This window comes from Mycolicibacterium palauense (assembly GCF_002592005.1).
In the GTDB taxonomy this organism is placed as follows: Bacteria; Actinomycetota; Actinomycetes; order Mycobacteriales; family Mycobacteriaceae; genus Mycobacterium; species Mycobacterium palauense.
Map to the genome: position 1 here is coordinate 43,302 of NZ_NVQF01000036.1, position 14,774 is coordinate 58,075.

5 protein-coding genes are annotated in these 14,774 nt (G+C 70.9%); all 5 read right to left on the reverse strand.

All coding sequences use genetic code 11. From position 1 onward, the window contains the following. The gene (locus CSR00_RS15710) at positions 1-4,890 is read right to left on the reverse strand and encodes a type I polyketide synthase (protein ID WP_099023346.1); all 4,890 of its coding nucleotides are present in this window, start codon (positions 4,888-4,890) and stop codon (positions 1-3) included. Beyond that, a complete protein-coding gene (locus CSR00_RS15715; RefSeq protein ID WP_176562085.1) occupies positions 4,887-6,620 on the reverse strand; it encodes an AMP-binding protein in 1,734 nt (577 codons plus the stop codon). The genes CSR00_RS15710 and CSR00_RS15715 overlap by 4 nt, the downstream gene beginning before the upstream one ends. A 145-nt stretch (positions 6,621-6,765) precedes the next feature. Then, positions 6,766-12,444, reverse strand: coding sequence for a type I polyketide synthase (locus CSR00_RS15720; protein WP_099023348.1), 5,679 nt, complete (start codon positions 12,442-12,444; stop codon positions 6,766-6,768). Next, on the reverse strand, positions 12,441-14,210 hold the full coding sequence (locus CSR00_RS15725) for an AMP-binding protein (RefSeq protein WP_099023349.1): 1,770 nt from the start codon (positions 14,208-14,210) through the stop codon (positions 12,441-12,443). The genes CSR00_RS15720 and CSR00_RS15725 overlap by 4 nt, the downstream gene beginning before the upstream one ends. A 124-nt stretch (positions 14,211-14,334) precedes the next feature. Continuing rightward, positions 14,335-14,649 (reverse strand): hypothetical protein, encoded by a 315-nt coding sequence (locus CSR00_RS30190; protein ID WP_141564371.1) that lies wholly within the window; start codon positions 14,647-14,649, stop codon positions 14,335-14,337. Positions 14,650-14,774: the final 125 nt, after the last annotated feature.

Here is a 14,774-nt window from a genome sequence, read left to right on the forward strand (position 1 = left end):
CTAACTCAATCTTTCCGAAAGTCTCGCCAGCAGTTCGTCCTCGGCCAGGTCGTCGTAGGCGTCCCCGGCACTCTCCGAATCTCCGGCCGAATTTTTGGGGCCGGAATCCCCGGCACCGGCGGCCTCGATTATCTCAGGAAGAATCGAGGCCAGGTAATCGGTGAGGGCTTCCACGGTCGGGTAGTCGAAGACCACCGACGCCGGCAGCACCTCGCCGAGGCTCGTACTGAGCGAGCGCTGCAGGGTCACGCTCATCAACGAATCCATGCCGAACTGGAAGAACCCGACGGTCGGGTCCAGCGCGTGCGCCGACTCCAGCCCCATCGCGGCGGCGACCAGCGTACGCACGTGATCGGTCAGCAGGTCGGTGCGCTGCTCGGCGTCGCACGCTCGCAGCTCCTCCCGGAACGGGGTGTCACCGTCGGGAACGGCCTCGATGTCGGAGCCGATCAGCAGTTCGTCGAGGATGTGCAGCTGCGAGCGGGTGTGGTACGCCGCGGCCAGCCGGGGCCAGTCGGCGGCCACGACGGTGACCCGGGCCGGCGCCTGCGGACCCACGAGGGAACGCAGCGCGGTGATGGCCAGCGCGTCGTCCATCGGCTCCAGGCCCGATTCCAGGGTGGCCATGCGCTCGATCCCGGTCTGCACGTCGGCCAGCGACTTCCACAGCCCCCAGTTGATCGCGCAGGCGGGCAGCCCGGCGGCGCGGCGCGCGAACGCCAGGGTGTCCAGGAACGTGGTGGTGGCCGCGTAGTGCGCCAGCCAGCGGGAGCCGAGTACACCCGAGATCGACGTGAACAGCACGAACTGCTGGACCTGGTGCCCGAGGGACAGCCGGTGCAGCAGCGCGGCCGCATCCATCTTCGGGCGGAACATCGCGACGACGTCGTCGTGGGTCATCTCGTCGAGGGTGGCCGGGCCGCCGCTCATCGCCGCGTGGTAGATGCCCCCCAGCGGCGGCAGGTCGGAGCCGAACCGCGCGAAGACCTCGCGCAGGGACGCCTCGTCGGCGGCGTCGGCCGCGACGGTGACGACCGTCGTGCCCCGCTCGGCGAGTCGGGCGGTCAGATCATCGAGGCGCGAACCCGGGTTGCGGGACACCGCGACGACCGTCCTGGCTCCCATGGTGGCCAGCTGCTCGATGAGCGTGGGACCGATGTTGCCGGTCGCGCCGATGACCAGGTGGGCACGGTCGGGGTCGAGCAGCTCCGCCGCCGGTGCGGGCGCCGGTGGCAACGCCTGGATGAGCCGGGCGACCCGGCGCACGCCACCGCGGTAGACGACCTGGTCCTCGCCGTCGGCGCCGTGGGCTTCGGCGAGTATCCAGCGGGCGGCCACCGAGGCGGGCACCGATTCGTCGACGTCGATGACCGCACCCCAGATCTCGGGGTGCTCGAGGGCCAGGGTGCGGCCCAGACCCCACAGCACCGCCTGCGCGGGATTGGCCCGGTCGCCCTCGGACACCGGCTGGGCGTTGCGGGTCAGCAGAAACAGCGTCGGTGGTGTCGGGCGGGCCGCCGCGGCCGAGACGATGGCGCGGCCCGTCTCGAACAGGTCGTATCCCAGTTCGGTGCCGGCGGCGGGATCCGGTGCGTACAGCACGCGGGTGGCCGAGCCGAGCGCCCGCTCGATGGTCTCGGCGTCGGCGGTGGCCGGGACCGTCGTCACGGACACGCCGGCACCGTCCCCCAGCAGCCGGGACAGCTCTGCACCCAGCTCGGGCCCGGCGACCACCAGCCAGCTGCCGCCGGCCGTGTCAGCGGGAGAATCCGACTGCTCACCAAGGGGTTTGACGGGCCAGGTCAGTTCGCAGAACCACTCCGGGGGCACCGTGCTGCCGGCCGGCAGTGCGCCCGTGCGCGACGGGCCCATCCGGCGGGCCGGGCGGGCGTCGACCCAGTGCCGGGTGTGCCTCCACGGCGTCAGCGGCAGCGGCAGGTGCGGTTCGCCGTGGTGGGGGGTCTGCGGCGGGTGCGCGGTGTGCGTGGCGTTCAGATTCGCGTGGAAGGCCACGGTGTCGTCGGTGTCGCGGGCCAGCGTGCCGAGGGTGTGGTGACCGGCGCCGGTCCCCGAGCCGCCGGGTCCGGCGTACGGCTCGGTGCAGCCGGCCAGCGTGTCGGCGATGGGCTGCATCAGCGTGGAGTGCGGACTGATCTCGATGAAGGTCCCGTGGTCGGCGGCCGCGGCGCTGATCGCCTGGCTGAACCTGACCGGCCTGCGCACGTTGGCCACCCAGTAGTCGGCGTCGAGCACCGGCGTCTCCGCCGAGTCGAGCACCGGCGTCTCCGCCGAGTCGAGCACCGGCGTCTCCGCCGGGTCCAGCACCGTGGACAGGAACGGCAGCGTGGGCGCCCCGGCCGCCACGTCGCTCAGCGCCGCGGCGATATCCCCCAGGACGGGGTCCATCAACGCCGTGTGGGAGGCGACCACCATGTTGACCCGCCGGGCGAACCTGTTCTGCGCGGTGACCGCGGCGATGACGGCGTCGACCTCGTCGGGCACGCCGGCCACCACCGTCTGACGTGGCGACAGATAGCCGGCGATCTCGACGCTCGGATGACCCTCGATCAGCGCGGTGGTGTCCCGGTCGTCGAGGTTGAGCAGGGCGACCGCGCCCTGCCCGGCCAGCCGCGACATGATCCGGGAACGCTGCGCGATGACCTTCAGGCCGTCGCGCAGGCTCAGCGCCCCGGCCACGACGGCCGCGGTGACCTCGCCCATCGAGTGCCCGATCACCGCGTCGGGGTGCACGCCGTAGGAGCGCCACAGCTCGGTCAGGGCCAACTGCAGGCCCATCAGCACCGGCTGGACCTGCGCATCGCCGCTGACCGGGTGTCCGCCGGCGATGATGTCGTGCAGCGAGAACCCGACCTGTTCGACGAACACCGGTTCGATGTCGGCCAGCGCCTGCGCGAACGCCGGCTCGTCGGCCAGCAGCCGCTGCCCCATGCCGGCCCACTGCGAACCCTGTCCCGAGTAGACGAACACGGTGCCCGGCCGCGGGCTGACCGACGGCACCCCCACCACGCCCGGCGCAGCCTGCCCGGCGGCCAGCGCCCGCAGCCCGGCGACGGCCTGGTCCCGGTCGCGGGCGGCCACGGTGGCGAATCTGGCGTTCCGGGAACGATGGTGGTTGAGCGTGTGGGCGACCTCGGCCAGGCCGGCGTCGGCGCCGGGCCCGGTCATCCACTCGGCCAGCATGCCGGCCTGTGCCGCGACCCGTTCGGCGGACTTGCCCGACACCACCAGCGTGGTCACGGCCGGCTCCGGCTCGGGGGCGGCCGGCACCGCCACCGGGGCCTGTTCGATCACCACATGGGCATTGGTGCCGCCGAATCCGAACGACGAGACACCGGCGCGGCGGGGCCGGCCGGCCGGCGCCCAGTCGGTGTGCTCGGCGACGACCTTCAGCCGCAGCTTCGCGAACGGGATGTGCGGATTCGGGTTCTCATAGCCGAGGTTGCCCGGAATCCTGTTGTGCTGCAACGCCAGCACCGCCTTGGCGAATCCGGCGAGCCCGGCGGTGGCCTCGAGGTGTCCGAGGTTGGACTTCACGGCCCCGACCAGTAGGGGCGCGTCGGGCGCACGGCCCTTCCCCAGCACCGTGCCCAGGGCCCGCGCCTCGATCGGGTCGCCCAGCAACGTGCCGGTCCCGTGCGCCTCGACGTAGTCGACCTCGCGGGGATTAACCCCGGCGTTGGCGTAGGCCGCGCGCAGCACCGCCATCTGGGCCGCCGGATTGGGCGCCATCAGCCCGTTGGAGTGGCCGTCCTGGTTGACCGCCGAACCGCGGATCACCGCCAGCACCCGGTCGCCGTCACGCTGGGCGTCGGAGAGCCGCTTGAGTACCACGACGCCGCAACCCTCGCCGCGCACGAATCCGTCGGCCGCGGCGTCGAAGGCGTGGCACCGCCCCGTCGGCGACATCGCCTCGGCCTGGTCAAGGCTGCGGGTGCCCGCCGGCGACAGCAGCAGATTCACGCCCGCGGCCAGTGCCAGGTCCGAGTCGCCGACGCGCAGGCTCTGGCAGGCCAGGTGGATCGCCACCAACGACGACGAGCATGCGGTGTCGATGGTGACCGACGGACCACGGAAATCGAAGAAGTAGGACACCCGGTTGGCGATGATGCTGATCGAACTGCCGGTGCCATACCAGGCGTCGACCTGGCCCAGGTCGGCCGAGCCCAGCTGTGCGTAGTCACCTGCGCTGGCCCCCGCGAACACCCCGGTGCGGCTCTCGGCCAGTGAATCCGCCGGGATGCCCGCATGTTCCAGCGCCTCGTGGGTCACCTCCAGCAGCAGCCGCTGCTGGGGATCCATCCGGGTGGCCTCGCGCGGCATGACCTCGAAGAACTCGGCGTCGAACGCGTCGATGTCCCGCAGAAACGAACCCCACCGGGTGGTGCCCGCCAGCGCCGCGGCCGCCTCGGCGGTGCCGTCGTCGAACGGGGCCCACCGTTGCGCGGGGACCTCCCACACCGCCGAGCGGTTCTCCGACAGGAAGTCCCAGAACGCGTCCGGGCCCTCGATGTTGCCGTCGGCGTCGGCACCCGCCGGGAAACGCAGGCCCAGCCCGATCACGGCGATCGGATCGTCCATCGCGGCGGGCCGCCCGTTGTCAGGCTCGTCGGTGACCGGTTCGACCTCGCCTCCGGTCAGATACTTCGCCAGCGCGTCGACCGTCGGGTACTGCCAGAAGTCCACCGGAGACACCGGGCGGCCCAGCACCTCCGAGAGCACCCCCGTCAGCACGACCGCGTCGCGTGAGCCCACACCCAGGTCATGCATCGACGCACCCTGGTCGATGCGCTCAGGACTGCAGCCGTTGTTCGTGACCAGGTAGTCGACCAACCACCTCCGAACAGCGGCTTCGTCGAAAGCAGAGGTCATGCAGTGACGTCCAACCGAGAGAAGCCGTCGTTGCGGTAGAGCTCGACACACGACGCGCGGCGGACCTTTCCGCTGGTCGTCAGCGGCAGCGATCTCGGGCCGACCAGCACGAAGTCCGACAACTGCACGCTGTGGGTCATCGAGACCGCCGAGGTGACCTGCTGCGTCAGCGATGCCAACTCCGAGGGGTCGACCTGCGCCTTGAGCTCGGCCACCACGACGAGACGCTCGCTGGCCTCGTCGGGCACCGAGATGGCAGCCACCCGGCCCCCGGTGAACTCGGCGACCGTGGCCTCGATGTCGTCCGGATAGTGGTTGCGGCCGTCGACGATCAACAGGTCCTTGATCCGGCCGACGATGTACAGCTCGCCGTCGAACATGACCCCGAGGTCGCCGGTGCGCAACCACGGACCCGCGGGGGTCCCCGTCGCCGGCTCCCGAAGCCGGCCCGCGAAAAGCTGCTCGGTGAGCTGTGGGTTGTGCCAGTAGCCGCCGGCGACATGCTCGCCGTGCAACCAGATCTCGCCGATCTGGCCGGCGGGGTTCTCGATGCAGGTCTCCGGGTCGACCACCCGCACCGTGGTCGAGCGCGGCGTACCGCAGCCGATCAATTCCGTGCCGTTCGCGTCGTCGCAGCGTTCGGCGTGGCCGGCGGCCAGCTTCTCGTAGTCGACGCGCACCGAGGTGGGCGGGCGTCCGCCCGCCGAGGACGTGACGTAGACGGTCGCCTCGGCCAGACCGTAGGACGGCCGCATGGCCGACGAGGGCAGGTTGAACGCGGCGAACCGCTCGTTGAAGCTGCGCACCGTCGCACCGTGCACGCGCTCGGCGCCGTTGATCATCACGAGCACCCCGCCGAGGTCCAGCCCCGCCATGTCGTCGTCGCCGGTGCGCTTGACGGCCAGCTCGAACGCGAAGTTCGGGGCGGCGGTGAACGCGTGGGGGTGCGAGGCCAGCTGCTGCATCCAACGGGCCGGCTTCTGCATGAACGCGACCGGGCTCATCAGCACCGCGGAGCGGCCCAGCACGAGCGGGGTGAAGAGCCCGATGATGAGGCCCATGTCGTGGTAGAGGGGCAGCCAGGACACGACGGTGGTGTCCTCGGGGGCTCCGTCGGGGCAGGCCTCGAAGTAGTCGGTGACCAGCTGATCGACGTTGACCAGGACGTTTTGGTGGGTGATCACCACGCCGGCGGGCTGGCGGGTCGAGCCCGACGTGTACTGCAGATAGGCGTTCTTGGGCAGGGCCACCTGCGACGGCGCCTTGGGCGGGGTATCGAGGTCCAGCGTGTCCACCTCGATGAACCTGGGAGGCCGCTGCCGCGCGTCGACCTGCCCGTACTTGCGGACGGTGTCGGCGACATCCGAGGTGGTCAGCACGACGACCGGTGCCGAATCCTTCATCGCCCCGGTCACCCGCTCGTCGTGCTGACGCCGCTGGGGCATCGACAACGGCACGGCGATGAAACCGGCCTGGATCGCCCCCAGGAAGCCGACCACATACTCCAGGCTCTGCGGAGCCAGGATGACGGCCCGGTCGCCGGGTGTGCCGCACTCAGCCAGCTTCTCCGCGACCACGAGCACCTGCTGCCGCAGCTCCGACCAGGTCAGGGTCTCCGCCGAGCCGGCAGGATCGGACTCGTAGTCGATGAAGGTGAAGGCCGGCTCGTCGGGCTGCTGCTGTGCGCGTTCGGCGAGCAGAGCGGGAATCGACGTTTCGGTCAGCGGCATCACAACATCCTTTCCACGTGCCCCTCGGGACGCTGCCGTGCGCAGGGATGATACAAAACGCCGCCCCGGTCCCCGGCAAACTGTCGGGCGCGCTTGTCCGGCGTCCGAATCGAAGGTGTGTGCATCAAATCCTGCTCTTCGTGCGTCAAGAAGTCGACTCCACGCTGTCGAACAGCGAATCCAGCACGCTGTCGGCAGAGTCGTCGGCGTCGTTCTCGGCGCTGGCGTCGCCGGCGTCCCCGTCGCTGCCCTGCGGAGTCAGCGTCACGGCGAGGTAGTCGGCGAACGAGACGATCGTCGGGTGGTTCCACAGCATCGTGGCCGACAGCTCGATACCGACCAGCTGTTCGGCCTCCCGCCGGATCGACATGGCGGTGACCGAGTTCAGTCCCATCTCGGCGAAGGGCCGGTCCACCTCGATCTGGTCCTCGGCCATCCGCAGCTCGCTGGCCAGGATGGCACGCAGCCCGTTCTGCAGCTCGCTGCGCAGCTCCTCGGCGGACAGCTGCGACCAGTCCCGGGTCGGCGCCCCGGACGGACCGGAGGCCCGGTGGGCCCCCGAGATCAGCGAACCACCCGCCTGCTCGCCGTCCTCGGCCTCCGGGGACTTCAGCGGCGCCATCACCACCTGGGCGATGTCGTAGCGGCTGACCTGCTCCCAGGCGGCGAACGCCTCGTCGGGCACCACCGGGCGCGAACCGAGACGCTCCAGTTCGGCGGTGACGATCTGCGCGTCGGCACCGAACCCGAGGCCCTGCCAGGCCACCCAGTCCAGGCTCATCGCGGGATCGCCCTGCGCGTGCCGGGCGCGGGCCAGGCAGTCCAGGTAGGCGTTGCCGGCCGCGTAGGCGCCCTGGCCGGGGATCCCGAAGACCGACCCCGCCGAGGCGATGAGGTACAGGAAGTCCAGACTCGCGGGCGGAAACGCCTGCGCGACGGCGCCGGCGCCGGCGATCTTCGGCCACAACGTGCGCCGCAGCCGGTCACCGTCGGAGATGTCGGTCAGCAGCTGCGCCTCGGTCATGCCGGCGGCGTGGATGACGCCGCGGATCGGCGGGGCGCCGCCGGCGTCCCGCTCGGTCAGCAGGGCCTGCAGCGCGGCCGGCGACCCGATGTCGAGGGCGACCGCATCGACGGAGACACCGCGCAATTCCAGCGCCCGGATGGCGGCGATCTTGTGCCGGGCGTCGGCGTCGAGGTCCGCACCGTCCCAGTCCCGCCGCGGCGGGAGCGGGGTGCGACCGGCCAGCACGAGCCGGCGCGCCCCGCGGTCGGCCAGCCAGTCGGCCATCAACAGCCCGAGCGCACCCATACCCCCGGTCACCAGGTAGGCCGCGTCGGGGCGGCAGCGCACCGGTTCGGCGACCGGCGTACCGGACACCGGCACCAGCGCCGATTCGAAGAACCGCCCGTCGCGCATCGACAGGATCGCCTTGGCCGGCCGGGTGAGCACGCCGGCCAGGGCTCGCGCCACGGCGTCGTCGACGGCAGATCCCCCGGCGTCGTCGACGGCAGATCCCCCGGCATCTTTCCCGCCGTCTTCGAGGTCGATCAGGCCGCCCCACAGCTGGGGCTGCTCGGCGCCGATCACGGCGGCCAGTCCCCACAGGCAGCTCTGGCGCAGTGCGGCCTCGGACGCGGCGTCCCGCACGCCGCGGGTCACCACCCACAACGTCGCCGGCTGCCGCGCATCCCGCTCGGCCAACCGCCCGACCAGGGCGGCGACCTCGGAGGTCAGCCGGGCCGCGCACTCCAGGTCGTCCTCGGGCTGGTCTGAGTCGGGCCGTGCCGAATCGGAGTCCGCCACGTAGAGGACGTAGCGGGCCTCGTCCGGCCCCGCCTCGGTGAATCCCGCGGCGGCGAGCCGTTCGCGCAACTCGTCGGCCGCGGCGCCGGTACCGGTGACGGCCAGGGTGCCCGCGGACTCAGTGGTGTCCGTGGTGTCCGTGGTGTCGGTACTGCCGGTGACGCCCGGGGCGTCCGGCCCGGCCTCGATATGTGCCCCGGCATGTGCCCCGTCCGCAGCGCCCTCGGCGGGGGCCCAGGGCTGCCAGTCGAGCGCGTGCGCGATGGTGTAGCGGTCGGCGCCCCGGGTGCCGACCGCGGAACCCTCGAGGTCGGTGTAGCGCAGTCCGCGGATCTCGGCGATAGGGCGCGGGCCGGCGCCCGTGACGAGGATGTCGACGACGAGGCCGTCGGCGCCCTCCCGGCGGGTGATGTCGATGACGGCGTCGGTGTCGTCGGCCGTCGCGTCGAAACCGACGCTCTCGGCGGCGGCCGGCACCATCAACCGCGGATCGGAGGGATCCACCAGGCGGGCGACGCCGATCGCGGCGTCGAGCAGGGCCACCGCGCCCGGCTCGGCGACGGCGATCCGGGCGCGCAGCCGGTTCGTGGTACTCCGGCAGTCCTGCACGGTCCAGGAGAACCCCAGGCCCTCGACGCCCCACGACCGGTACAGCTCCGGCAGTGCGGAGGTGTCGACCTCACTCATCGGTGCTTCGGTGTCCCCGGTGTCCCCGGCCGGGCCGGCCGCGTCCTGGTGATAGGACAGCCGCGCTGCGGCATGCCTGAGCCACTGGCCCGCGCCGGCGGTGCTCGACGACACGGTGACCGATCCGGTGTCGGCGAAGACCTGGATCGCCCGCGGCTGGTCGACGACCACCGGGAAGTCGAACTTCACGTCCTCGACCCGTGTCGCGCCGCACTCGGCGGCGGCGCCGGCCAACGTGCTCAGCAGCACCGACAGCGGAACGATCTCGACACCGTCGAAGCGGTGGAATCCCGGGTACGGCTTGCGCTCCGGGACCAGCCGCGCCTGCCACAGGTGCGCCGGCGGCGTGGTCGCCACGGCGGTGTGGTCGCCGAGCAGAGTGCCGGACCGCGGCGCCGAGCCGGCACCGGCGACGCGCCTGCGCGCGTTGACCCAGTAGCTCCGGTGGTGCCACGGGGTGGCCGGCAGGGTGACCGCGGGTTCGGGGGCGTGGTCGGCGTCGGCGGGAGCGACGATGTGGGTCCGATTGAGGTTGGTGTGGAAGGTCACCGTGTCGTCGGTGTCCCGCGACAGTGTCTCGATGACGCGGTGACTCCCGCCCGCCAGGGTGTCGGCGACGGCGTAGGTGAGCAGCGGGTGCGGGCTGATCTCGATGAAGGTGCCGTGGTCGGCCCCGGCCGCGGTGATCGCCTGACTGAACCGCACCGGCTGCCGCACATTGGCCGCCCAGTATTCGGCGTCGAGCACCGGGGCGGTCTCCCCCTCGGCCACCGTGGAGTAAAAGGGCAACGTCGGCGTCCGCGCCGTCAGGTCGGCCAGCTCGGCCCGCAACTGCGGCAGGACGGGGTCCATCAGCGCCGTGTGGCTGGCCACCTCCATGTTGACGCGCCGGGCGAAACGGCTCTGGGCGGTGACCGCCGCGATCACGGCGTCGACCGCGTCGGGCGCGCCCGCCACGACCGTCTGACGCGGTGAGACGTACCCGGCGACCTCGACCGTCGGATGCTCGGCAACGAGGGTGGCCGCGCTCTCGGGGTCCAGTTCCACCAGGGCGACCGCGCCCTGGCCCGCCAACTGCGACATCACCTTCGACCGGATGGAGATGACGCGCAACCCCTCGGCGGCGGTCAGCGCGCCGGCGACGACCGCGGCGGTGATCTCGCCCATCGAGTGCCCGATCACCGCGTCCGGATGCACCCCGTAGGACCGCCACAGCTGCGTCAGGGCCAGCTGCAGTCCCATCAGGACCGGCTGCACCTGGGCGTCGCCGCTGACCGGGCGCCCCTGCGCGATCACCTCCTGCAGCGAAAAGCCCACCTGGGCAACGAAGTCCGGCTCCAACTCGGCCACCGCCGCGGCGAAGGCCGGCTCGTCGGCGAGCAGTCGCTGCGCCATTCCGGGCCACTGCGACCCCTGGCCGGAGTACACGAACACCGCGCCCGGCATCGCGGGTGTCCCCTCCGCGGGGACAACCACGCCCGGGGCCGACTGCCCGGCGGCCAGCGCCGTCAGACCGGCCAGCGCATCCTCTCGGCTGCGGGCACACACCGTCGCGAACCGGGCATGCCGGGTCCGGTGATGGTTCAGGGTGTGCGCCACCTCCGGCAGGCCCACGTCCGCACCGGGACCGGACATCCACTCGGCCAGCATCGACGCCGTCGACGCGATCCGCTCGTCCGACCTGCCCGAGACCACCAGCGTCGTCACCGCCGGGGCCTCCGCGTCGCTGCTGCCCGCGTCGGGCGGCACCGGCGACGGTGCCTGCTCCAGCACGATGTGCGCATTGGTGCCGCCGAAGCCGAACGAGGACACCCCGGCCCGGCGAGGGCCGGAGGTCTGCGGCCAATCCGCATGTTCGGCAACGACCTTCAACCGCAACTTGTCGAAAGGAATGTGCGGGTTGGGCTTTTCGTAGCCCAGGTTGGCCGGGATTTTCCCCTGCTGCAGCGCCAGAACGGCCTTCGCGAAGCCCGCCACCCCGGCCGCGGCCTCCAGGTGGCCCAGATTGGACTTGACCGCGCCGACGAGCAACGGCGTCTCGGCCGGGCGGCCGCGGCCCAGCACCGTCCCCAGCGCGCGGGCCTCGATCGGATCACCCAACAGGGTTCCGGTGCCGTGGGCCTCGACGTACTCGACGTCGCGCGGCTCCACGCCGGCATTGGCGTAGGCCGCGCGCAGCACCGCCATCTGGGCCGCCGGATTCGGGGCCATCAACCCGTTGGAACGGCCGTCCTGGTTGACCGCCGAACCGCGCACCAGCGCCAGCACCCGGTCGCCGTCGCGCACCGCGTCCGACAGCCGCTTGAGGACCACCACGCCGGCGCCCTCGCCACGGACGAAACCATCCGCGGAGGCGTCGAACGCGTGGCAGCGGCCCGTCGGCGACATCGCCTCCAGCTGGTCGAAACTGCGGGTGATGGCCGGCGAGAGCAGCAGATTGACCCCCGCCGCCAACGCCAGGTTGGACTCCCCCGAACGCAGGCTCTGACAGGCCAGGTGCACCGCCACCAACGAGGACGAGCAGGCGGTGTCCACTGTCACCGAGGGGCCCCGCAGGTCGAAGAAGTACGAGACGCGGTTGGCGATGATGCTCAACGCGTTACCGGTGCCCGTCCACGCGTCGATCTGGTTCATCTCGGTGGTCGCCAGCACGCCGTATTCGCTGACACACGCGCCCGCGAACACGCCGGTCTGGGTGTGCCTGAGCGACGGCGCCGGGATGCCGGCGTGTTCGAGCGCCTCGTGGGTGACCTCCAGCAACAACCGCTGCTGGGGATCCATCTTGGCGGCCTCGCTGGGCGAGATCTCGAAGAAGTCGTTGTCGAAGGCGTCCACGTCCGACAGGAACGAGCCCCACCGGGTGGTTCCCGCCAGGGCGGCGGCCCCCTCCGGCGACCCGTCGTCGAACCACGCCCACCGGTCGGCGGGGACCTCGGTGACCGCCGAACGGTTCTGCGCCAGGAAGTCCCAGTAGGCCTCGGGCCCGCGGATGTCTCCGGGGAAACGGCAGCCCAACCCGACCACGGCGATCGGTTCGTCACTGGCCGAGACGGACTCCCCGACCACCTCGGCCACCGGCTCGGGCTCGCCGCCGGTCAGAAACTGCGACAGCGCGTTGATCGTCGGGTACTGCCAGAACTCGACCGGCGAGACCGTACGGCCCAGCAACTCCGACAACTCGCCGGTCAGTACCACCGCATCGCTGGAGCCGACGGCGAGGTCGTTCAGAGGAGCGTCAAAGTCGATCTCATCCGGGCTGCAGCCGATATTGGTGACCAGATAGTCAACCAGCCAGTGTCGGAGGGCGGCTTCGTCGAACTCCTCCGTCATACGGTGACGTCCAGTCGGCTGAACTCGTCCAGCCGGTACCGCTCCACACAGGCCGCCCGCCGCACCTTGCCGCTGGTCGTGATGGGCAACGAACCCGGTGCCACCATCACCAGATCCGCGACCCGCACACTGTGGGCCCGCTTGACAGCGGTGGCCACCTCACGCTTGACGGTCCGCAGTTTGACCGCATCCTGCTCGGCGTCCCCGCGGGTCTTGAGCTCGACGATGGCGACCAGCTGCTCGCTGAGGTCGTCCTGCACCGAGATGGCGGCCACCCGCCCGCCGGTGATCTCCTGCACGGTCGCCTCGATGTCATCGGGATAGTGGTTGCGGCCGTCGACGATCAGCAGATCCTTGATCCGGCCGATGATGAACAGCTCGCCCTCCGACATCACACCCAGGTCGCCGGTGCGCAGCCACGCCCCCTCCGGGGTCCCCGGCGACGGGTCGTGGATACGGCCGCCGAATGTGCGCTCGGTCTGCTGCGGGTTGCGCCAGTAGCCCTCGGCGACCTGCTCGCCGTGCACCCAGATCTCGCCGACGACACCCGCCTGGCACTCCACCGAGGTCTCGGGATCCACGATGCGGACCGTCGACACCCGAGGCGGACCGTAGCTGACCAGTTCCGAACCGCCCTCGGCACAGCGCTCGGCGTGCCCGGCGGCCAGCTTCTCGTAGTCGAAGCGGACCGTGGCCGGGGTATGCCCGGTGGGCGCCGAGACGACATACAGGGTCGCCTCGGCGAGGCCGTAGGAGGGCCGCACGGTGGTCTCGGGCAGGTGGAACTGGGCGAACCGCTCGTTGAACCGCCGGATGGTCGCCGAGTGGATACGCTCGCTGCCGCTGATGATGCCGAGCACGTTGCCGAGGTCGAGTCCCTCCATATCGGCGTCCGAGGTACGGCGCACCGACAGCTCGAAGGCGAAGTTCGGCGCCGCCGACCAGGCATGGGGATTGGCGGCCAGCTGCTGGATCCAGCGCGCCGGCTTCGCCAGGAACGCCAGCGGGCTCATCAGCACCGCGGGGCGGCCGACGGAACCCTCCGGGGTCTCGGGCGGGCACAGCAGGGGGGCGAACACACCCTGGATCAGGCCCATGTCGTGATAGAACGGCAGCCACGACACCATCGTGGTGTCCTGCGGCGGAACCCCGCCGCGGTGCTCCATGTAATCGGAGAAGATCTGTTCCAGATTCGCGATGACATTGCGGTGGGTCACCACCACACCGGCCGGGGCCCGCGTCGACCCGGAGGTGTACTGCAGGTAGGCGGTGTTGGGCAGCGCGCCCACGGGCTCCGGGGTGCGGGGGCTGTCGAAGTCGAGTGCGTCGACCTCGATCACCGTGGGCGCGGTGCCGCCGGCCTGCGCACCCACATAGGACATGACGTGGTCGACGACGGCAGAGGTGGTCAGCACCGCGGTCGGCGCGCAGTCCTTGAGCGCACCGGAGACACGTTCGTCCAGCGCGCCGAAGGCCGGCACCGGTAGCGGCACCGCGATGAAACCGGCCTGCATGGCCCCGAAGAAGGCGACGATGTACTCCAGGCCCTGAGGGGCGAGAATGGCGGCCCGGTCACCGACCGATCCGCAGCGCGACAGCTCCTCGGCGACCGCCTGGGCACGCTGCTGCACCTGCGACCAGGTCAGGCTCTCAGTGAATCCCGCCGGATCGACCTCGTAGTCGATGAAGGTGTAGGCCAACTCGTCGGGCTGCCGCTGCGCGCGTTCGGCAAGAACTGCGGGAATCGAAGAATCAGTCAACTTCATGACGTTTTCCTTTCATAGAGCCGCCCCCAGGCGCTGCTCCCTCGGTGGCAAACCGATACCGAGGGTCCCGATCACACGTTCCCCGCTCGCGGGAAGGCTAACACCAAGACGTAAATAATGTCTGTCATTCTGATAAGGAATGCGTCACATCGAGCTTGCCAGCCGTGCGACGCGAGGTTGCGCTGATTTTCGCCAGCGGCATCGACTGGCAGGATTTGTTCGGCTTGTTGCTGGGGAAACACATCTCGGCTCCTTTGCCAGCGATGCGTGCTGGGGTGAAAATCTCAAGCAGCTCCGTTGCTGACTTTCGGCCCGGCAAAAAGGCGGGCGCGTGGCTGGCAATCAAAATCAGCGGTTCCTCGGGGGCTGGATCAACCGGCTGTGGTTCGCCAAGAACTGGGTTCTGGCATACCCGTTTGCCCACCAGGTATGCCAGCATCTTCCACGGCTGAAAGTCAAATTGCCGCCGCCCCCGCAGCCCCCGCCCCGGGCTCACCCGCGGCAACTGGCCCAGATCGGCCCCTCCATCCCGGCTACCAGCCCGGGCCTGTCATTATCGACGTA

What these genes read in the sequence shown, in the direction of transcription:
- CSR00_RS15710 (WP_099023346.1), bottom strand. Translation starts at nt 4,890, where the DNA reads ATGACCTCTGCTTTCGACGAAGCCGCTGTTCGGAGGTGGTTGGTCGAC.
- CSR00_RS15715 (WP_176562085.1), bottom strand. Translation starts at nt 6,620, where the DNA reads ATGCCGCTGACCGAAACGTCGATTCCCGCTCTGCTCGCCGAACGCGCA.
- CSR00_RS15720 (WP_099023348.1), bottom strand. Translation starts at nt 12,444, where the DNA reads ATGACGGAGGAGTTCGACGAAGCCGCCCTCCGACACTGGCTGGTTGAC.
- CSR00_RS15725 (WP_099023349.1), bottom strand. Translation starts at nt 14,210, where the DNA reads ATGAAGTTGACTGATTCTTCGATTCCCGCAGTTCTTGCCGAACGCGCG.
- CSR00_RS30190 (WP_141564371.1), bottom strand. Translation starts at nt 14,649, where the DNA reads ATGCTGGCATACCTGGTGGGCAAACGGGTATGCCAGAACCCAGTTCTT.